The organism is Marinomonas balearica (genome assembly GCF_004362145.1).
Lineage (GTDB): Bacteria > Pseudomonadota > Gammaproteobacteria > Pseudomonadales > Marinomonadaceae > Marinomonas > Marinomonas balearica.
Window position 1 is genome coordinate 226,094 of sequence record NZ_SNXC01000012.1, and the last position, 19,766, is coordinate 245,859.

General features: G+C 44.0%; 17 protein-coding genes and 1 pseudogene. 8 read left to right on the forward strand and 10 right to left on the reverse strand.

The features are described 5' to 3' along the window. Positions 1-54 precede the first annotated feature (54 nt). Both DFP79_RS10855 and DFP79_RS17895 read right to left on the reverse strand, forming a co-directional pair. A complete protein-coding gene (locus DFP79_RS10855; RefSeq protein WP_133503970.1) occupies positions 55-828 on the reverse strand; it encodes an SPOR domain-containing protein in 774 nt (257 codons plus the stop codon). Between the two features lie 183 nt (positions 829-1,011). Beyond that, positions 1,012-1,239: a hypothetical protein gene (locus DFP79_RS17895; RefSeq protein ID WP_166637690.1), complete on the reverse strand. Its 228-nt coding sequence runs from the start codon at positions 1,237-1,239 to the stop codon at positions 1,012-1,014. Between the two features lie 92 nt (positions 1,240-1,331). Between DFP79_RS17895 and DFP79_RS10865 the strand changes: the two genes are divergently transcribed. Further along, positions 1,332-2,276 carry a LysR substrate-binding domain-containing protein gene (locus DFP79_RS10865; RefSeq protein ID WP_133503971.1) on the forward strand — a complete coding sequence of 315 codons (945 nt, stop codon included), beginning with the start codon at positions 1,332-1,334 and terminating at the stop codon, positions 2,274-2,276. A 10-nt stretch (positions 2,277-2,286) separates the two neighbouring features. Here the strand turns inward: DFP79_RS10865 and DFP79_RS10870 are convergent, their stop codons facing one another. After that, positions 2,287-3,231 carry a LysR family transcriptional regulator gene (locus tag DFP79_RS10870; RefSeq protein ID WP_133503972.1) on the reverse strand — a complete coding sequence of 315 codons (945 nt, stop codon included), beginning with the start codon at positions 3,229-3,231 and terminating at the stop codon, positions 2,287-2,289. Between the two features lie 747 nt (positions 3,232-3,978). On the opposite strand from DFP79_RS10870, the gene DFP79_RS10875 reads away from it, so the two are divergent. The 3 genes from DFP79_RS10875 to DFP79_RS10885 all read left to right on the forward strand — a co-directional run bounded on the left by DFP79_RS10875 (position 3,979) and on the right by DFP79_RS10885 (position 7,085). Then, positions 3,979-5,004, forward strand: a complete 1,026-nt coding sequence (locus DFP79_RS10875) for a TRAP transporter substrate-binding protein (protein ID WP_133503973.1) — start codon at positions 3,979-3,981, stop codon at positions 5,002-5,004. A 209-nt stretch (positions 5,005-5,213) separates the two neighbouring features. After that, complete coding sequence (locus DFP79_RS10880) at positions 5,214-5,762, forward strand: TRAP transporter small permease subunit (RefSeq protein ID WP_133503974.1); 549 nt, start codon at positions 5,214-5,216, stop codon at positions 5,760-5,762. 3 nt (positions 5,763-5,765) lie between these two features. Beyond that, positions 5,766-7,085: a TRAP transporter large permease gene (locus tag DFP79_RS10885; protein WP_208111417.1), complete on the forward strand. Its 1,320-nt coding sequence runs from the start codon at positions 5,766-5,768 to the stop codon at positions 7,083-7,085. A 197-nt stretch (positions 7,086-7,282) separates the two neighbouring features. Here DFP79_RS10885 and DFP79_RS10890 read toward each other — a convergent pair whose 3' ends face one another. From DFP79_RS10890 to DFP79_RS10910, 5 genes and pseudogenes are all read right to left on the reverse strand, one after another. Continuing rightward, on the reverse strand, positions 7,283-8,128 hold the full coding sequence (locus DFP79_RS10890; RefSeq protein WP_133503975.1) for a hypothetical protein: 846 nt from the start codon (positions 8,126-8,128) through the stop codon (positions 7,283-7,285). 83 nt (positions 8,129-8,211) lie between these two features. Beyond that, entirely contained in the window at positions 8,212-12,447 is a 4,236-nt protein-coding gene (locus DFP79_RS10895; RefSeq protein WP_133503976.1) for a PAAR-like domain-containing protein, read from the reverse strand. Further along, the gene (locus DFP79_RS10900; protein WP_133503977.1) at positions 12,437-13,642 is read right to left on the reverse strand and encodes a hypothetical protein; all 1,206 of its coding nucleotides are present in this window, start codon (positions 13,640-13,642) and stop codon (positions 12,437-12,439) included. The genes DFP79_RS10895 and DFP79_RS10900 overlap by 11 nt, the downstream gene beginning before the upstream one ends. Before the next feature lie 66 nt (positions 13,643-13,708). Continuing rightward, positions 13,709-14,164 (reverse strand): hypothetical protein, encoded by a 456-nt coding sequence (locus DFP79_RS10905; protein WP_133503978.1) that lies wholly within the window; start codon positions 14,162-14,164, stop codon positions 13,709-13,711. Between the two features lie 177 nt (positions 14,165-14,341). Beyond that, positions 14,342-14,775 (reverse strand): annotated as a pseudogene (locus DFP79_RS10910) (beta-ketoacyl-[acyl-carrier-protein] synthase family protein); the annotation flags it as partial. Here DFP79_RS10910 and DFP79_RS10915 point away from each other — a divergent pair. After that, the gene (locus tag DFP79_RS10915; protein ID WP_208111418.1) at positions 14,771-15,097 is read left to right on the forward strand and encodes a hypothetical protein; all 327 of its coding nucleotides are present in this window, start codon (positions 14,771-14,773) and stop codon (positions 15,095-15,097) included. The pseudogene DFP79_RS10910 and the gene DFP79_RS10915 overlap by 5 nt on opposite strands. A gap of 99 nt (positions 15,098-15,196) precedes the next feature. On the opposite strand, the gene cysQ is transcribed toward DFP79_RS10915, so the two are convergent. Beyond that, entirely contained in the window at positions 15,197-16,057 is an 861-nt protein-coding gene (gene cysQ / locus DFP79_RS10920; RefSeq protein ID WP_133503979.1) for a 3'(2'),5'-bisphosphate nucleotidase CysQ, read from the reverse strand. Positions 16,058-16,099: 42 nt separating this feature from the next. On the opposite strand from cysQ, the gene DFP79_RS10925 reads away from it, so the two are divergent. Then, complete coding sequence (locus DFP79_RS10925) at positions 16,100-16,519, forward strand: RNA-binding S4 domain-containing protein (protein WP_133503980.1); 420 nt, start codon at positions 16,100-16,102, stop codon at positions 16,517-16,519. Positions 16,520-16,537: 18 nt separating this feature from the next. On the opposite strand, the gene dprA is transcribed toward DFP79_RS10925, so the two are convergent. Continuing rightward, positions 16,538-17,782, reverse strand: coding sequence for a DNA-processing protein DprA (gene dprA / locus DFP79_RS10930; RefSeq protein ID WP_133503981.1), 1,245 nt, complete (start codon positions 17,780-17,782; stop codon positions 16,538-16,540). A gap of 298 nt (positions 17,783-18,080) precedes the next feature. Between dprA and def the strand changes: the two genes are divergently transcribed. Together def and fmt are read left to right on the forward strand one after the other, a co-directional pair. Then, the gene (def, locus tag DFP79_RS10935; RefSeq protein WP_133503982.1) at positions 18,081-18,587 is read left to right on the forward strand and encodes a peptide deformylase; all 507 of its coding nucleotides are present in this window, start codon (positions 18,081-18,083) and stop codon (positions 18,585-18,587) included. Between the two features lie 153 nt (positions 18,588-18,740). Next, positions 18,741-19,745: a methionyl-tRNA formyltransferase gene (gene fmt / locus DFP79_RS10940; RefSeq protein WP_133503983.1), complete on the forward strand. Its 1,005-nt coding sequence runs from the start codon at positions 18,741-18,743 to the stop codon at positions 19,743-19,745. Positions 19,746-19,766: the final 21 nt, after the last annotated feature.

Sequence of the window (19,766 nt, forward strand, 5' to 3'; positions counted from 1 at the left end):
ACGCTGTATGAGTTCACAATTTAAATTAGATGAGCAGTGTCGTCATTCACGACACTAAATCATCGTCCCTTGAAATCGCGTTACAAGACAATCTTGATTGTTCTTTTTAAATTTAAAGCATAACGCTTTCCCGTTCGCTTTCTTGGCGATGGGGCCAACGATCAAACGATAATAGTCCCGACCTTTAATCACAGAATGCGCAATCATAGGGCTCAGATCTTTAACAAGATGTGCATGTTGTTTTTGCAATTTTGGCCATGCATTTTGAGCCTGTGAAAATGAAAAATACGCAGCAAGTTGTACACCAAATGGATACATGCGCTCTATACGATCACTTTCACTTGGCGTGTTATAAAACTGAACTAAAACAGGCTTACTTCGACTTGAATCTTGACCGTATTCCGTCGCTATATGATTCGTCTTTGAACTTTCACTGTTATCCGCACTCTGATCCACGATATCGGAGGTCACATTATCATGCGCTGCGCCATTTTCTGCACTTTCAATCTCAATCAATGCAGAGCTTGGCAAGATAGGTACATTTTGAAGAGATTCCTGAACATCGCTTGAAGTAACGGTCTGTTGAGTAAGCGCTTCAGACGACTCTGGAACAGTATCCAGCGTCTCAACCAACAATTTGAGATCCGATTCGAGCGCCAGAATACGTTGAAGCTGAGGCTTCATCTCATTCCATTCTTTTTGCTGCTTTAAAAGCATTGTTTCCAGTTGTTCGTTCGTCATCACATCGGCAACATCTGCCGGTTTTTGAGTTGCGCAGGCGCAGATCGCACTTGCTAAGAAAACAACAGGGAATATCTTCAACATCATATTATTCCTCTCCCTTAACTGGCTTAATCATACGCTAATCTAAGGATCGTTGTCCTTAAGCTGGTCAATTCGGCCTGAATAAAATCACACAATTTACACCAACTCTGATTACATACTGACCAGCTTTGGAGGTTTCTAATGAACACCGAAGTATTTAAAAGATACGGACATCAAAAATCTCGGCTATTTCTTCCAACGTATGCGTGGTAAGCGTTGCACTTCGATCGTTTTGAGCGGTTTTCTACTAGAAGGGGAGATGCCCATATCACGCTTTAGATAATCTGGAAGCGAATCCGCTGCCTGCTGCGCTTCAACAATACGCCGCTTCTCAACTTTACGCTTATGAGCTTCTAAATACCGATTGTAAAAATGCACTGCTTTTTGATCTAGCCACAATAATAAAGAGAACATAATAAAACTCCTTCCAAGATGAGACTTTATTTTGGTGCTAGGAAGGTGTAAAAACGAACGTTATAAACTTAACTTATTCATTAGATAATCTTATGGCTACACGTCTCGCACATTTGAAAGCAGCGCACTACTTTGTCGTTGCCAGTGAAACACTGAGTTACACCGCCGCTGCGAACAAATTGTCTGTCAGCCAAGCTGCCGTCAGTCAGCAAATTCGCTTATTAGAAGAGTATCTTGGCGTATCGTTGTTTTATAGAGCGGGACGAAAGATGTTGCTTACCAGTCAAGGAAAAACACTGGCTGAACATTTAAGTGTAGGGTTTGAAAAAATAGAATATGGGCTAAACAGCGTTAAACTTGAGCCACTTGCAGGAAATTTAACCGTCTACGGTTTGCAAAGCATTACTTCGCTTTGGCTAATGCCTAAACTGTGGCGTTTTTCCGACATGCACAGCGACATTAACGTTCGGCTTTTTTCTGCTGAGGAGCTTCCAGATTTACAATCTGGCGATATAGATGTATCCATCTACAACGTCCCAATATTAAGAGAGGATACAGAAAATAAAATTCTCCTCACGTCTCCTATTGTACCTATTTGCTCTCGTGAACTCTTTCAGAGAATTGGCTTTAACAGCATCGAAGATTTTTTATGCTGTTGGTTAATTCAAACCAATATACCGGAATACAGTTGGTCACAATGGGGAAAGGAATACGGTTTAACCTTAGCGGGAAAAGAGCGCTTATGGGCTGAAGTCAGCTCATGGTATATGGGCATTAGTGCGGTCAAAGCCGGACACGGCATCTTTTTATGTCCTGAGTTTATGGTTCAAGAAGAATTAGAAAGAGGCGAGTTAGTAAAGCCGTTTGATTTACCACTGTCAGAGCCATTGAGCTTTTATCTCGCTCACTCCAAACAATCACCAAGACTTGAACGCATCAACGCGTTTGTTAAATGGATAAAGCAAGAAAGCGAAGAGAATATTGTAACCCCTTACAGCCCAACAAAAATTTTGTCAGGTTCTGACCCTTCTCAATAGAGTACAGGTCTTAGTAGGGCGCAGAGTCTAACTCTTCTTGATTAAACACGTGTCTAATCGTTTTTAGGAACAACTCTCTCGGCTTGCTAGGTTGCGCCGTTTTCTTCGTCGCGACGGCCATACCCAGATCATAAAATCGATCTTGTACTGCTACCGGTTGAATATCACCCGACTCAACAAAAGGCGCAGAATACAATTCAGGTAAAAAACCAATGTACTGCCCAGATAAAATCAAGGCGAGTCGCGTGTCATAAAAATAACTAATGGCGGACAAGTTCATCTTAGTAAGATGCTCACTAACACCTTGATGCGGCTTCAAGCCCCCATGAGTTGCGGGGAACGTATCAACGTGCGCTATTTGTTCCTCCGATGATAAATGAGTCAACGGATGGCCTTTGGCGGCGTACAAGTAGCAAGTGTCGCTGTACAGGTGAATGTAATCTAGACCGTCCAACTTACGATGATAGGGGATAAAGCCCACATCCACTTCGTCATTGAGAATCATGCGTTCAATGTTATTCATCGAAGCAACATTCGTAGTGATAGAGACTTCCGGCGCTTCAGTAGAAAAGTGATGTATCAATTTTGGAAAACGACTGCGAGGATCCAAACTCACTTTATCAGACAAGGCAATGCGCAGTGAGCCCGTAAGACTGGAATTCAAGTTATTAACGGTTGAGCGAAAAGCGTCCAATGTACTCAAAAGCTTTTCGGTCATCTCGTAGATAATCTCACCTTCTTCCGTGAGGGAAAAGCCACCGCGACCGCGTTTACACAGCACTAGGTTTAACCGAGATTCAAGATTAGATATGTGCAAACTGATGGTTGATCGTCCGATATTGAGAGAGGTTTCTGCTGCCGAAAACCCCCCACAATCCACAACGGTCTTAAAAACTTTCAGTTGTTTTATCTCGTAATCGCCTACCTGGCCAAGTGAATAACTTTTAGCGCTCATCAACTTACCTTAACAAACTTACCAAAAAATAGGTGTCTTACCGAAACAGTGTCTTTACCTCTCAGGCTATTAGAATACCTCTAATAAAATATGATACCTATTAAAAATTGAATATTAGTTCGATTCGGACACAACTTTAAGTTGAATAGATTGGCTTTCATCAACTATAAACCTTCTTTACCGTGTATAACGTCGACTTACATGATGTTCATATGTATTCCCATCGACATCACTTCTTTAGATCAACGTGCATTGTTCTCTGGAAGTCTTTCAGCAAACTTTTGATTTTTTCCCGCTGACAATTTTGTCAGCGGGCTTTTTTTAAATAACCCACTTAGATCGCTTTGAACCTACAACCACAAACGATTTTGCCCCATCTTGGATCACGAAAAAACACCTCAGTGCTTCCATTTTATCGTACGACCTTGAACACACACGTCTTAAGGTCATAAATGACTCATACAACGCAAATATACCGTTAACCAACGTTCAGTTTTTCATCCGAAAAAGTGCTTCAACTGCCGCACCAATCTGGTTCGAATTGGTTGTGAATTAGACTCTCATTGGTGCTTTATTTTAATAAAATTGAAAGGTCATTTTTCCAAAAAACGATTGTTTGATGACGATAAAACTTTAAGTAGATTTCATACGCTTTAACAGATTTCTTGTTTTTGAAAGGATCAAATTAAGGAAACCGCTTCGAGGATGAAGTGATCCTTAGTAAATAAAATTATCACGAGGTAACACATGCTCAATACAGTAAAAAAACTAAAGAAGCACTTAGTTACGAGCTCTCTTGCCGTAGCTTTAGGTTTTAGTGCAGTTGCTTCAACTGCAGTTCAAGCCGCAGAACACAACTGGCGTTTCGCAAACCTTTACGGGCGTGGTACTGCGTTCGGCGAAGTTTACGAAAACCTAGCAAAAAACATCGACACAATGTCGAATGGCCGAATTAAAGTACAAGTTCTTTATTCAGGTGAAGGTGTTGGTACATCTGGTATTCTAGGCGCAACAAAAACAGGCCTTGTCACCATGGGTGCTCCATTCCAATCTATGCACGCTGGTGAACTTCCAGCTGGTGTCGTTGAGATCGGTCTTCCAGGCGGTACAGACGATGTTGCTGAGCTTTCTACACTTTTCCATGAGAAAGGGTGGAACAAAGTTCTTACCGAAGCATACGGTTCTCAAGGTTTAGTATGGCTTGACCCATACATTCAGCCGCCAGTTTACATCATCACTAAGAAACCAATCACGTCTATTGAAGACTTCAAAGGTCTGAAAATTCGTGCGCCAGGTGCCTACGGTAAATTCCTACGTAACCTAGGTGCATCACCTGTTTCTTTGGCATGGTCTGAAATCTACACGTCTCTTTCTACTGGTGTTATCGACGGTTCTATCGGTTCTAACATGATCGACCACCGCGACGGTAACCACGTTGAAGTGGCTAAGTACATGTACAAACTGCCACTAGCTGGCGCTCAAGTACTGCCAATCATCGTTAACCGTAACGCATGGAACAGATTGACTCCGGACCTACAAGCGATTGTAAAAGCAGCAACAACGATACATGCTCAAGAGCAAATGACGAAGTCTAAGCTTTGGGAATCACAAGCCGTTGCAGAAATGGAAGCGAAAGGTCTTCAGTGGAGCCCAGAGCCAAGTGCAGCTGACCGTGACGCTTGGGCAGCAGCAGGTGCTGGCCTATGGGACGAGTACGCATCAGAAGATAAGTACAGCAAACAACTGATCGACATTCTGCGTAAAGAGCAGTAATCGATATTGTAATTACCTCTCAGCCTTTGGCTTGAGAGGTTCAATGCACGATCCAGAGAGGGTATCGAAAAAGGAAGCGCAAAGGTAAGACGATTTTATAGCCGTATTATCTCGCTAAGTACTTTAGCGACACCCTCCAAGGTGAGTTTACAAGGCCAAATACCTTGCATCAACTCACCTTTTTTTATTTATCCTCCGAGGTAATTTCCATGATAACAGCAGCGATACGCAGCTATTGCCTAGTTGTCCACAAACTGGTGGAATTCACTGGTAAATCAGTATCTTATGTAATGCCTATGTTGGCATTTGTCGTGGCCTTTGAAGTATTTTCGCGCTATTTTTTAAATAAGCCGACCATTTGGGCTTACGACCTTTCTCTGTTCATGTTCGGCTACATCGCCGCATTGGGCGGTGCCTACGCACAACAACAACGCGCGCACATCAATGTCGATATCTTATACAACCACGTTTCTCCACGTGTTCGTAGCATGTTCAATCTCTTTTCGTTTGCTTTGGCGATCTTCTTCATGGCCATTGTTCTTAAAATGAGCATAGGTAAATTCGAGGAAGCAATAGAATACAACTACCGTCGCCAAAGCGAATGGGCGCCTCACATGCACCACTACTGGGTCATGATGGCCGTTGCCAGTGTCTTACTGATACTTCAATTCTCAAGTGACTGGTTACGAGGTGCATACCACGTATGTACAGGAACCATACTCTTGCCAGAATTCGACACAATCGAAGAGGAAAACTAAATCATGATGAGTATTGAAGTGTTAACAGGCGTATTACTCGTTTGTATTTTAGTGACCTTCGCTTTAGGAGCTCAAGTAGGCTTCGCATTGGGTGGGATAGCCATGGTAATTGGCTATATTACTTGGGGTGATGCCTTATTTAACGTTATTCCAACGACGCTTGAAGGCACCCATTTTAGCTTTATCCTGTTGGCCATTCCTTTGTACATCTACATGGGTCAGTTGCTTACCCGCTCAGGCATTGGTGATGCCATGTTTAACGCCAGCCAAATGCTTATTGGTCGCGTACGCGGTTCTCTTGCCATCAGTGTAGTTATCGTTTGTTCAATGATTGGCGCGATGGTCGGCATCATTGGCGCAGGTATTATGACCTCTGGCAGTATTGCTTTACGTCCAATGTTAGAGCGTGGTTATGATAAGCGTCTGGCATTAGGTGTGATCATGGCGGGCGGTGGCTTGGGGATACTGATTCCACCCAGCATCCCTATGATCATGTTCGCTTCTGCCACTCAAAACTCAGTTGGACGCATGTTCATTGCAGCGTTGGTGCCAGCTTTAATCACCATCGTATTGCTGATCACTTACATCATTATCTCCTGCAAGCTGAATCCGAAAAAAGCACCGCTGGATGAAATACCAGAAACGCCTGTAACCACCAAAGAAAAAATAATGACAGCGCGTGATGGCCTTCTGTCTTTGGTGCTCATTGTTGCAGTATTGGGCAGTATCATCATGGGTATTGCGACACCTACGGAGTCCGGAGCAATCGGTGTAGTCGGTGCAATCTTATTAGCGATACTGTTCAAACGCTTTAAGCCTCGTATGGTACAAAAAGCAGGTTTTCAGGCGGCGTTGTTGGTCAGCGTTGCTATGTGGATCATCTTTGGCGCAACGGTATTCAGTAACTTCCATCTATTGATGGGCGTTCAAAATATGGTGGCGGGCTTTACTCAGGACCTTGGGCTTCCGCCCATTATGGTGATCATCATGTTCCAGATCATCATGCTGCTGCTTGGTTTTATCATTGACGAGTTCATCATTGTATTGATGTGTGCGCCAATTTTTACGCCTATTGCAGTGTCGCTAGGATTCGACCCGATCTGGTTTGGTATCTTGATGATTCTTAATATCGAGATCGCAGTACAGACGCCACCGTACGGCTTTGCTTTGTTCTACCTGAAAGGTATTGCACCTCCAGGTGTCACCATGCTCGATATCTACCGCTCAGTAACACCTTTCGTATTAATCAAACTGCTGGTTTTGATTATCTGCATGTGTTTCCCAGAGCTTGTTATGTGGTTACCAAATAAAGTCATGGGGTGACGACTCTAAGTCACCTTTTTTACGGCGCGATTTCCCTAAATCGCGCCGCTTTTTTATCTCCTCGCTACCTTCCTTTTTCGAAAAATAACACCTTACTGCTTCCACTATTTGCCTTCCAAGGCTTATCTCTCCATCGCTTTTTTTTCACTACCTTGTACATCTCAATTAGTGGGCATCTCGATTAGAATGAAAGGCTACTAAACTTCATAATGTGAAAAAGGACTATCATAATTTTCTGGTAGCCCTAGTTGTTTTCGAGTAATGCGGCACTCAGGAGGAATCGGAGTTTCCCATATATCTTTACAAAGATGGTTGTTATAACCATCGATAATCGCGCGCAGACATTTCGGATAGGGACGAGATTTGTCCATAAAACAGCAAATCATGTTCCATTGTTCTTGAAAGTCCTGCTGACTGTAGCCGGATATCGGCAACATAACATCCCTAGCGAACCGCTTTCCTTTCGGTTTTAACGTCGAACACAGTATAGCACTCCAACTATGAACACCAAGGCTCGCATAGTTTACGTGGTATACCCCCAATTCGACTGCCTCAAACGGTACAGTGAGCTTTTTAAATCCAGGAGATTCAGCAAAGGTCACGGTTCCATAATCTCGGTGGAATACCAAATTCTCAATACCCTCACTTTTGGCCTTATAGCGACAAAACAAACCCAAGAACAAAAGAGGAAGCGTAATCCCCCAGTAGACCATACTAGACTCTAAAGCGTCAGGGTGATCTGACCAAGGGTTAAGTAAGTACAATTCCCCCGCTAGAAAATCCAGAAAAGCCCCCCCCCCTCCTATAACTGCAGCCATATAAAGAAACGCGGTATCAAAACCCGAATATCCGCGAGTCCCTAGTTCATAAGAGAGTACTCTTCCATCACACGCCATACTAATATTACCAATTGGAACCGGGCCATGCGGTGTTTTCGGCGCTTTATGTTTTGCAAAGCGCCACGGTCGTTTTGCAGGTACAAGATCAGGCGCAATCGCTCTACAATCTTCGTCAGTAGAAAAATAACATCTTACTTTTTTCATTATTTACCTAATTTATTCATGTGATGACTTTCCTTGTACGATTGCTCATTTTGCAAACGTTTTTGCTCATCCTTTAAATTCGCTCACGTAAAAAGCGAAAGGGCTCGATCACCCGATATGTATTCCGGTATCTGAGAAATAGGCCGTGGCGCTCGGACGCTTATCGTAGTCGACTCAAACTTATGCGTGACAATTTTAAACGGCGGCTTTTCCGCTCGATCAGGCATGGGTAATTCCAACGGCTCATTGATCCCCTGACCCAATGGCGTCGTTTTACCATTAGGGTAAACACGCAACTCGAATTTCAATTCAATTTGTTGGTAATGTTGTAAAATTGGCTGTAACGCTTTGTAGGGTATGATCAATAAATGACCTGAACTATCGTCATACGGCTCGATTATAGTGTCGAGCCAGTTAATATGCGGTAAATTCGAAGCTTCATTGTCTAACGACAACCGAACCCACGTACCTTGTCGCGAAGAGTTTACCTCTACCGGACGCCAATATAACGCATGAGCCGTTTCGCACGCTGAGGACTGCGGCATGCCTTTGATACTAAGCTTGATTTTAGCGTTCCAGAAATCACGATTGGTTAAGAGAACACCTGTATGTTCAAAAAAGCGAATTCTGGGCGACATTAGGGCGTCGCGAAATTTTTCGATCGTTAGTGCTGGACAGTGCTGCTGGACAACGTCTTCTTTCTGTTTTTGGTTCTTGCGCTCTAAACCAAATGGAGAGTTCTTAATTAGGGTTTCGAGAGGCGTATCCGCAAGCCATATATAGAGCGCTAACCCCGCCACTCCTAACAAGAAAGTAGGCCAGAAAATCGCTGCGCCGAACATTTGTGCGAAAGCAAGCGGCATTAATCGAAGTGACGCCATAAAGCTGAACGTAGAAGACGAAAAGACCAGTGCTTCAGAAACAAAAAATGCCACATTTGCAGCTACTCCCCACTCGTTATTCGCCTGCCAATCTTTGTAACCATCTAACCCACTCGATACCATAGACAGTCCACTAACCACTCCTGCACCACCATGAAGAAAACGAAAGGAATTTACACGACTCTTTGCGAGTTTATTTCTTTCAATAGAAGCAAGTTTCGCTTTTTGTGACGTGTATGATGAGGTCGACTCCACTTTTCCTTTAACAATATCAATATCGTCCTCTGTAACGGCTCCCAAGCGAAACTCAGTCCGTAAGTTGAGCACATAGCCAGCTAGGGACGCTATTGTGGCAACGCTACTAGCAATATCTAACCTTCTCCTTCCTGCTCCCTTACTGTCATCCTTCCAAACTCGGTACAAGTTCACAAACTCCAAGCCCGCTAATAGCGTCGTAAGCATATGGTAGCGGTAATACATTTTTTTCACGTCACCATTGCGATCAGTAATGGCATGGCTGATCGATTGTTTCTTAATAGGATCAAGATCTAGCTCTGCTATGTCTTTTAAGTGGTTGAGTTTGGTGGTTAAAAGGTCAGCCTGTATAGCACGGGTTGATAATGGTACGCGCCCATCTCGAAACATTGCCAATTGCTTGAAAGGAATACGATGCACATTTTGTAGCCGTGTAAGACGGTCATTTAGATACTTGTGTTGATTTTGCGCTCCTTTAGGAAGAGGTTCGGGCTCTATATCCTTTTTTGAAAGCACAATAGATACAGACTCATCTCGCTTGAGCCCCAATATTTTTATTTTGATTTCTTTTTTGACGCCGTGGTGAGGGGTTATTGAAGCCTTATTTGCCGCTTCGTCCGCTAACCCTTGCATCACATGCGCCAGCGGCGTTTGTTTAAATATGCTGCTTAACGGAGCCGAATAGGGCGCTTTGTTGCCATTTGGTGTCGCTATGTTTGCCCCTTGTTCGTTAAATGAATTTTTTAATTGTGTGTACTGATTCGCCGCAAGTTGCTTACGCAACTTAATATCAAACGGGATAACATGATCAGGGAAATAGCCACGCGCATATTCAGTCACAGTAGTTTCAAATTCAACGAAAAGACCGCTAATAGATTGCATGGAGCGTTTCAAATTAATCAGTGCATCTTCTTGTGCTCCTAATCTCGCTAATTGACCAATAAATTTTTGATTGGTATTTGCGCTGGGTAAGCTTGCCAGCTGGTTGTACATACCGACCAAAAGCGTTAACGCTTTTTTCGTTTGATCAAAGCCTACATTTTGATGAAAAGATCCACTTTCTAGATCATTTAACTGCCATTTTGACGAATCAAAAAAGGGAGCCTGCCTATCCTGCCAGTCATCGATTCCATCTCCTGTGCTCTCAGGTGTAATAAGCTGACCGACTTTATGCTGTTCTTCATTCGGATGAGTGCCGAGTAGGCGCAAGAGCAAATCTTCGCCAGGATCATTCTCTGCTAACCCATCCATAAACTCATTGTCGGGCAAAAGTTTAACAAAAGCCTGAGCTGGGTGGCCTTTTAGTACCAGCATGAAGATGGTTAATGTTTTAGGTAACAGATAAAGAGTTTCAGAGGGTAGGTAACCTAAATCAATACAACATTCCGTAAACGAGGCTGGAGTGTCTTCATCAAACAAGGCAACTAAGTCTTGTTTACTTTGCAATATCACTCTCGCCTTTTGCTTGAGCGTATCCAATTGCAAATACTGAGCTAAATAGGCCTTGTCTAAGTGGTCGTCAGAATACGACTGAAGCCTTTCCAAGCTATCCTGCTCTTGCTCGCTTAATGTTACATTTGGCGCATTTAGCGCCTGTGGAGTCCGATTTAATAGCTCGTTTAATTCTACCGCCAATTTGTATTTATCTGCTCGATGGGGGCGCATATTGGCCGGAATAAGCGCACTGTGTTCATACGCAGCCACCGTGTCGCCGTTTGTTAGACCTGTTATAAGTTCAGCAATGTCATTATGTGTTTCCATAATCACGCTAACATGCTCTTTGGCAATGCTCACCGCATCGTAAAGGCACAGTTCGTAGTTTGCGCTTTCAAGCTGATCAAAATCTATCGCGGCGCCCGTTCGCTGAGCACGCAAATCATCCGCATTGTCACCCGCTATATCCGGTTCACGTATCTGTAACCGTTGCTCTGGCTGAATATAATCTGGGTTCGCAAGGTTGTTAAGGTCTGCTAGCGCTTGAGTATTTCTTTCTAGTACAGGGTAGCGCAATGCAATCTGGCTAAGCGTATCGTCCTGCTGGACGTAGTAGCATAAACGCGGATCTTCTGGGTTCATTCCGCCCAACGAGGTAATACGCTCCCAGCTCCATTGGTTATCCGAGTAAGCAATCTGTACCTCGCACGGTTCACCATTGAGAATCTTAGGTACTTCTAACCCTTCCTGACTAATACCAGAGCTCACACGCTGAATGTGCTTACGATTTAAATCATCTAATGATTGCAACCCGCCGCCATCCACTCCTTGCCAAGTTGCAAGATCAACGTCGCGTAGCTCCCCGATGGACGTCACCTCAAGCTCCCGCCAAAGGTGGCCATTTAAAAACACATACACCCAGCCAGCCTCAAGCGGGGTAACGTGTTCGGGGTCTTGGGTTTCATCAAGGTAACGCTTCAATGTCAGCTGTACAAGGCTAGTAACGGGCTCAGCCGTCTCCTCATTACGAGGCTGGTTTTGATGCTGTACCAAAGGAAGTATCAGGTCGTGCGCCCCTTTTCCCTTTTTATGAACCCAAGGTTTTGCTTCTTTGACACAAAGGGCAATGTCGCTGATCTCAGTATGTAGATTATCAAACAGTAAGTACTCGCCTTCATCCGTCGGTTGCGCGACGGTTTGTCTTAACCCTGTCTGTGTACCTATATCGATCACTAAATGTGAGCTGTGCCACGCACCGTTTTCACCAAAGATGCCGACCGCAGTTTTGTAAGGCGCAACCAGTGGGTTAAGTTCTGTCGGATCGGTCAAAGTTGCAGATAAAGCGATTGTTCCTCCGCCTTGCATCAGAGGTGCAGGTGGAGTATTTTCTTGGTTTGAAACCATAAGATCCATTGAGCGTACCGCCGCCGTGCCTTCAAACTGTACATTTGGGCTGCCCATTAAGAAGCTGGCTTCACCTTGTGTTCCTCCTGAGCGAATACCACCATGGCTGCCTGCTTCGTCACCTTTACTTTGCGTGAAGACAGAATCCACCGTACAAACCGGATTACCTGCTACTTTTACGCTGCTGACGGTTTTATCTGCATCCTTACTTTCAGAGACGTTTGGGTAGGGTATAGGGACAATCGGTGGCCCACATTGTGTTTTACAAATATCAATGGTAATCAGTTTGCCGCCCGATCCCGCATGAACAGCACCAAGTCCATTAATGCATATGTTATACGCCATTCTTCGTTTCCTTACTTGAATGAGGTGTATGAGTTAGCCTTGCGACATAATAGTGGTCAGCATTTCTTACCAGTACGATGGCTTCGTCCTTGGAGTACTCGTTATGCTCGGAATGCACGTCGGAAGTGAGAGAATCTGGCCAGGGCGCTGGTTCATTGGAATTGTCGTTTGAGCGTTGTTCGGACACTGTTTGCTCATAATGCAACAGCGACTTCGCTAAAATCATAACCAACGGCAAGTTCGCCATACCGCAATCGCCTAACGTAAGATACGGGCTAATAAACGGAAAACCCGAAATCGGGCTAATCGGCTTATTGCCAGTCAGATCATTTGCATCTTGGCGCGCGCCCATCTCACTTAATATTAAATTTGGCCACCATGTCTTCCGCATGTGGTAATTTGTCGAATATGTATCTTTAGATAAATCACCATTCGAAACAATGTATACAGGTGTATCTGATGTTTTACTATCAAGTACAGTAAAGCGTGCAAGCTGTTCTGGTTTAGTGCTTGCTGACCATTTCTCTAACCCTTTAAAGAAACAACTTGCAGTTTCGGGTATATCTACACCGTTTTGGTGTTGATCGGGACAATACTTCCACTCACTCAAGACAATCGCTTCACCTGCAATCAAACCATCCGTTTGAACTTGCGATGAGTACATCCGGCTGCGGTTTTCGTTCAGCCAATCCTTCGTACACAGGCTGTCGAGGCATAACCAATACCATTTTGTAATCCCTGTGTCGGTAAGTGACTGCTCCCAACGCTCGAACGTGCTCTCCAATGAAGTCGCTTGTATTACGTGTTGTACATGGCTTAACGACAATGCATCCAATGCGGTATCGGGGAATTCAAATTGACAACTGATCACCAAGCCTGCGTCAGCATCAATGGATAAATCCAATGAAAACAACTTGTTAAGGAGCGCATCAAACTGCCACTCCGTGATATGAAAACAATGTTCAGGGTCGAAACAGGCCGCTTCTCCAATAACTGGAATGCCATTTAGAAGTACGGCAAGTGAATCAATACGTTGGGTATTAATTTGCCCTCGCCGAACATTATCAAACAGTGTTTGTTCGCTCGTCAGGCCGTTATCGTCACCGCACACAGTGATCATTTGGGAGCCCTGCAATGACATACAGGATAATTGTGGAAAGTCCTTTACCATGTCGTATGTATCCTTACTCGACATTTTCGGTTCATAAATAGAGAATCGCTTTCTACCGTTATTGCACGCTCAACGAATGTTGACGACAGGTTAATTAAAAGCAATGGATGGACAGTACACACGATAGTACTGCGTAAAATCCTGCTTTAATTCTGTACCCTCTATTGAAACGGCACCTTTATCACTGATAGACAACACTCCGTTATTTGTTTGCAACAACAGGCTTTTTCCTGCGTGTAAGGTCAACCGCCCTTGAGCATCGTATTGCAATGGCAAGAACTCTTCCTGTTCTCTTTGAAAACGAAATTCGATCACATAGGTATCGGATTGAAAACGCGCGCTGACTCTATCACCAACGCGAATGTCGTGAATCGCAGCATTACAATGGGATTTAAGAACTTGAATCGTTTGGCTTGTAAGACCTTCTTGGTCGGACAAGTCCGTAATACAGATATGGCGATCTTCAATCGACACCACTTCAGCATTAAAACAATAAAGGTGTTGTGAAGAAGAACGGAACGCAGTATTCGCGTATTGACGTGACATATATACAACTCCATGTAATTCAGCGTAGGGCAAATCTCGTTAATCATTAACGGTCTACGCGGATCGATCGTACTTGATCAATAAATAGCTTCTTAAGATGGCGCAAGAGTCTAAATAAAAAACACCGAGCCGTAAATAAATTCGTTTAAAAACTGCTCGGTTAACCATCATTTTCTTTTAGATTTTTTTCAAAATTAGGGCAGCGTTTACGCCTCCGAACCCAAATCCAAATTTTTCATACCTTCTTCTGGTTCTTCTAAATTTAAAGTAGGCGGAAGGGTTTGTGTTCGTAGCGCCTGTGCACTGAAAATGGCTTCGACACCACCTGCCGCGCCCAACAAATGCCCAATAGACGATTTCGTAGAAGAGATTGAGACTTGATTGATATGCTCTCCAAACAACTCTCTCAAGGCATTAATTTCCCCTTTATCACCTACCGGTGTTGAGGTTGCGTGAGCATTCACATAGCCAATGTCCGTTACCTGAATGCCAGCCATTTTAACGGCCGCTTTCATGGCGCGCGCTGCACCTTCTCCGCTTTCAGAGCCTGCCGTTAAATGATATGCATCGGCACTGGTTCCATAACCTGCAATTTCTGCAAGCGGTGTGGCGCGGTATTTAGGAAAGACGCATGTCAGTTTGGAAGAAAGCTTAAGCCCGATGACGTTTCTTGTTACGGACGCCTCTCACAAAGAAGAGAAAGTTCGTCAGGCATACGAGACGTGCTATTTTGATCTCGTTGATAATCTGACGGCCATCATGGAACGAAAGGGCGTTAGAAACGCAAAAGCACTGGCTGAAGACACCATTGTCAGTCTAGTCGGTACTGTGACCGCGGCGAGGTCTATTGTCAGCATAGAAAAACAAAAGGCCTTTTTAGAAAGAGCGCAGCAACGCGTCTTCCAGAAATTGGAACGCGCTCCAACTCAATAGCGATTATAACTAAGTAACTTTCAGAACCACAAAACTATCAGTTAAACATAAGTAAGTACTTGCTTACTTATGTTACTTGTAAAAGAGAGGGATTTAAGATCACTTGTCTTGTTGGCTATACCAATTCACCACTCGAGCAGCGATCTGTGGATTCGCTATGATGAAGTGGCCATTTAATAGCGTGTCGCGCTGATTGTAACGGAACGGATCGCCCTTCGGTGTAATCAATACACCGCCCGCACCTTCAACAACAGCTTGTTGAGCAGCAGTATCCCATTCGCAAGTAGGACCGCGACGAAGGTGCAAATCAGCAATACCTTCAGCAATACGACATCCTTTAATAGAGCTTCCTTTTGGCAGCTCTCTGACATGCTCGTATTCTTCAATCAACATTTGTTTAAAGTCTTCCGGTAACGCAGGGCCATGGCTTCGGCTCGTCATAGCGACAAAAGGGCTGTTTGGTTCTCTAACCTTTATCACTTCCACATCGTCATCGCGCCACTTCATTGCGCCCGTTGGAAGGTCGTTCCAGAGATCGTGTTTCCTTAGCGATTCCGTCGCACCAAAATACCCTTCAGATGTTGTTGGCAAATAGACAATGCCCAACACGGATTCACCGTCAATCACCAACGCGATGTTGATACTGAACTCTCCGTTGCGCTTAATGAACTCTTTCGTTCCATCTAACGGATCTACAACCCAAAGTCGACGCCATTTAGATCTTTCTTCAAACGGTTTAACATCTTCTTCTGATAGAATTGGAATATCCGGTGTTAATTTTTTTAAGCCTTCAGAAATCACTTTATGTGCAGCTAAGTCTGCTTCCGTTACAGGACTGTCATCAGACTTTTGTTGAATACCCAAATCCTCTTGCTGATAAATTTCCATGATAGCATCAGCAGCATTGTGTATTATTTCTTGTAGAGCTTTAAAAACTGGGTGGCGACCAACATCCTGCATAACAGCCTCAGTACAAACAATTTAGGATTAACGCGATAACATATGAGTAAAGCAGAAAAGCAAGCCTCACCACAAGCGGTAAGATTAGATAAATGGCTTTGGGCCGCACGTTTTTATAAAACCCGCACACTTTGTAAGGAAGCAATCGACGGAGGAAAGGTAATTTATAACGGATCTAAGGGCAAAGCTGCCAAAAATGTTGAGGTCGGCTCAGAGATCCGTTTACGTCTCGGTTGGGATGAAAGGACCATCAAGGTACTCGCTTTAAGTGAACAACGCCGAGGTGCGCCAGAAGCGCGCTTATTGTACGAAGAGACCGCAGAGTCCATTGAGAAGCGAGAACGTCGTGCGCTGGAAAATAAATCCTATGGCGGACGCATCATGTCAGACCATAAGCCGAACAAAAAAGAGCGTCGAGATATTCGCCAGCTTAAAAACGACGTTTTCAATTCCTTTGATTAAACACGTTTTGGGTAATTGTTAGCACCTAAAGTACATGCCTTGTTGATTGGCGATTAGGCTGTTTAATTCGAGCTCCATCAATGTCTGCATCAAATTCGGTGCAGGCCAACTCGTCAACCGGATCAATTCGTCAAAATCCAAACCCACTCGTTCTTGCTGTAAGATTTCAAAAAGAGTTTTTGCATCAACCGATAAAAAATCCGGTAAGCAAGTTTGCTTCGACAGCTTTGTTTGGGCCTGCTTATCTAACTTAACGCTCGAACAGGTGTTGTACTGAGTCTGCTTCTCTTCTTGATAAATCTTTTTGTTCGTATCGGAAATAGGATACGACCTCAGCGGTAATTCGATATCTTCCAACACATCTTCTGCCGACCGAACTAAAGTAGCTCCGTGTCGTATTAAAGCATTGGGGCCCGATGCCAAGACATCGTTAATGTGCCCGGGCACTGCGTACACATTGCGATTTTGTTCTAGTGCATACTGCGCACTGATTAACGAACCACTTCGCTCGGATGCTTCAACAACTAATACGCCGGAACTGATGCCACTGATGATTCGGTTTCTAGGAGGAAATAGATGAGCTCGCACTTCCGTCGTTAGCGGGTATTCACTTATAAGTGCTCCGTCATTCTCAACGATGTTTTTATACAAGGTAGCGTTTTGCTTAGGATAAAGATTAAGTAACCCCGTTCCCATCACTGACAGCGTTTTACCTTGTACGTCCAATGCGCCTTGATGCGCGTAGGTGTCGATTCCCATTGCTCCGCCACTGACAATACATACGTCATGCGATGCAAGTTTAGCACTCCAATCTTTTGATGCCTTACGGCCAAAAGTTGATGCCCGACGCGCGCCGACAACCCCCAAACACTTTTTATGCTGTAACAGTGTTTCATTTCCTTGAACATACAAAAACGTAGGCGCAACGGCAATTTCATGTAGAAGTGAAGGGAACGCCTTATTTTCTCTAAATACGATATGATGACTGCGGCTTGCATGGAGCCAGTTCTGTGTCACATCACGTTTTTTCTTTGCTTCATCAGAAAGGACATTTGAATTCAAAAGTGCAATGGCTTGAATCGCAGTTTGCTTTGGCCATTTAAGTCGGTTTAGCGTACCCACGTCGAGGCTCGTATCAGCCTGATCCATTTCCAATGTTTTTAAGTAAGTATAAAGGCGCGCTAAACGAGTAGGGCCTACACCTTCAATAAAGCTAAGACAAAGCCACTTTTCTAATGAAAAGCCTAAGTAGGTTTGATCCATATACCATCCTTGTATTGATCATTGTTGAATTACACCATTCTCAATTAGTATTTGAACACTTACGAAATTAATAAGGGTGTAAGTGACAACTAATCATAGCGAGGTGATCTAGAACACGCTCCGACACTTCCCGTTGTCATTAAGCTTTTCTATCAGGGCTATTCAATCATATTGCACAAAATTCGGCCATAGATACTCGGCGTAGCCTGTCAGTTTGAGTTACAATAAAGAGAATTGAATAAGGCTTTTTTTGGAAGAACCAAAACAAGGTCAGTACAGAACTATTTGGAATACCGCTATGGCTGTTTTAACCGTACTTGAATACCCCGATCCTAGATTACGCACAGTAGCAACGGAAGTCGAAGAAGTCACACCTGAAATTCAGGCCATGGTCGACGACATGCTGGACACCATGTATGACCAAAGTGGCGTTGGTCTTGCTGCAACTCAAGTTGATATTCATAAACGCATTGTCGTTATGGACCATTCAGAAGAGCGTAATGAGCCTCTTGTGTTCATCAATCCTGAATTTGTTGTTTTAGATGATGAGCCAAATGAGTTCCAAGAAGGTTGTTTATCCGTTCCTGGATACTACGAACTCATTTACCGCGCCGCAAAAGTAAAGGTAAAAGCACTCGATCGAGAAGGCAATCCTTTTGAAATGGACACGGACGAATTAATGGCCGTGTGCGTTCAACATGAAATTGATCACTTAGATGGCAAACTATTTGTGGATTATATTTCGCCACTTAAGCGTAATCGTATAAAATCCAAACTACAGAAACTTCAGAAGAAGCGCGCCTAAGCAAGCTTTAGAAATAATAAGTGCTTTAATAATTGGATTAGTTTGCATCACGACCTGCCAGCGAAACTGAGCAAAGTGTCAATACGATGCTAACAATCAACTAAAGATCAGGCTTCGGCCTGATTTTTTTGTTATCGACTCAGGATAATATTCATGCCACATAACTCTATCAATTCTAATGAAACGCCTCTAAGAATCGTATTTGCGGGTACACCAGATTTTGCTGCGTCCAGTTTGCAGGCAATACTCGACAATGCTGAAACAAACCAATATGAAATTGTTGCGGTTTACACGCAACCAGACAGGCCCGCTGGGCGAGGACAAAAGCTCGTAGCAAGCCCTGTGAAACAACTTGCACAGCAACACAACATTGCGGTTTATCAGCCTCTTAACTTTAAGCAAGACGATGGCAAACAAACGTTGGCGGACCTGAATGCCGATATTATGATCGTTGCAGCTTATGGGATCATTCTTCCCAAAGTCGTTTTGGATACGCCACGCTTAGGCTGCATCAACGTACATGCGTCATTGCTACCAAGATGGCGAGGCGCTGCACCGATTCATCGAGCTCTTCTAGCAGGGGATACCAAAACAGGCATCACTATTATGCAAATGGATGTTGGCTTGGACACAGGCGACATGCTGCTAAAAGCAGAGTGCGACATTCTTGAAGACGACACATCTGGTGTACTGCACGATAGGCTTGCTCCATTAGGAGGAAAAGCCCTTATAGACGCGCTTGAGAAAATCAAAGTCGGCGATATCTCTCCTGAAAAGCAAGACGAATCACTCACTTGCTACGCAGGTAAATTAACGAAAACCGAAGGTCAGATAGATTGGAATCAATCTGCCAAGATGATTGCTCGCCAAGTGCGGGGTCTACATCCTTGGCCTATCGCCTATACCCAAACAGATGCAGGCGTTATGAAAGTACATGCGGCACAGGTCAAGAGTTCAGAAACCTCCGAAAGTGCTCCTGTCGCTAACATCCTATCTTCAGGGAAAGAAGGTGTTGTTGTTCAAACAGGGCAAGGTCATCTGATTTTAGAAAACATACAGTTTCCCGGTGGAAAGCGCATGTCTGTTCAAGATGCGCTAAATGGAAAACACAAAGCAGCTCTCAGTGTCGGCACTTCGGTTGTTAAAACTGACGCATAAAAATCTCACCTCACGAAAGTG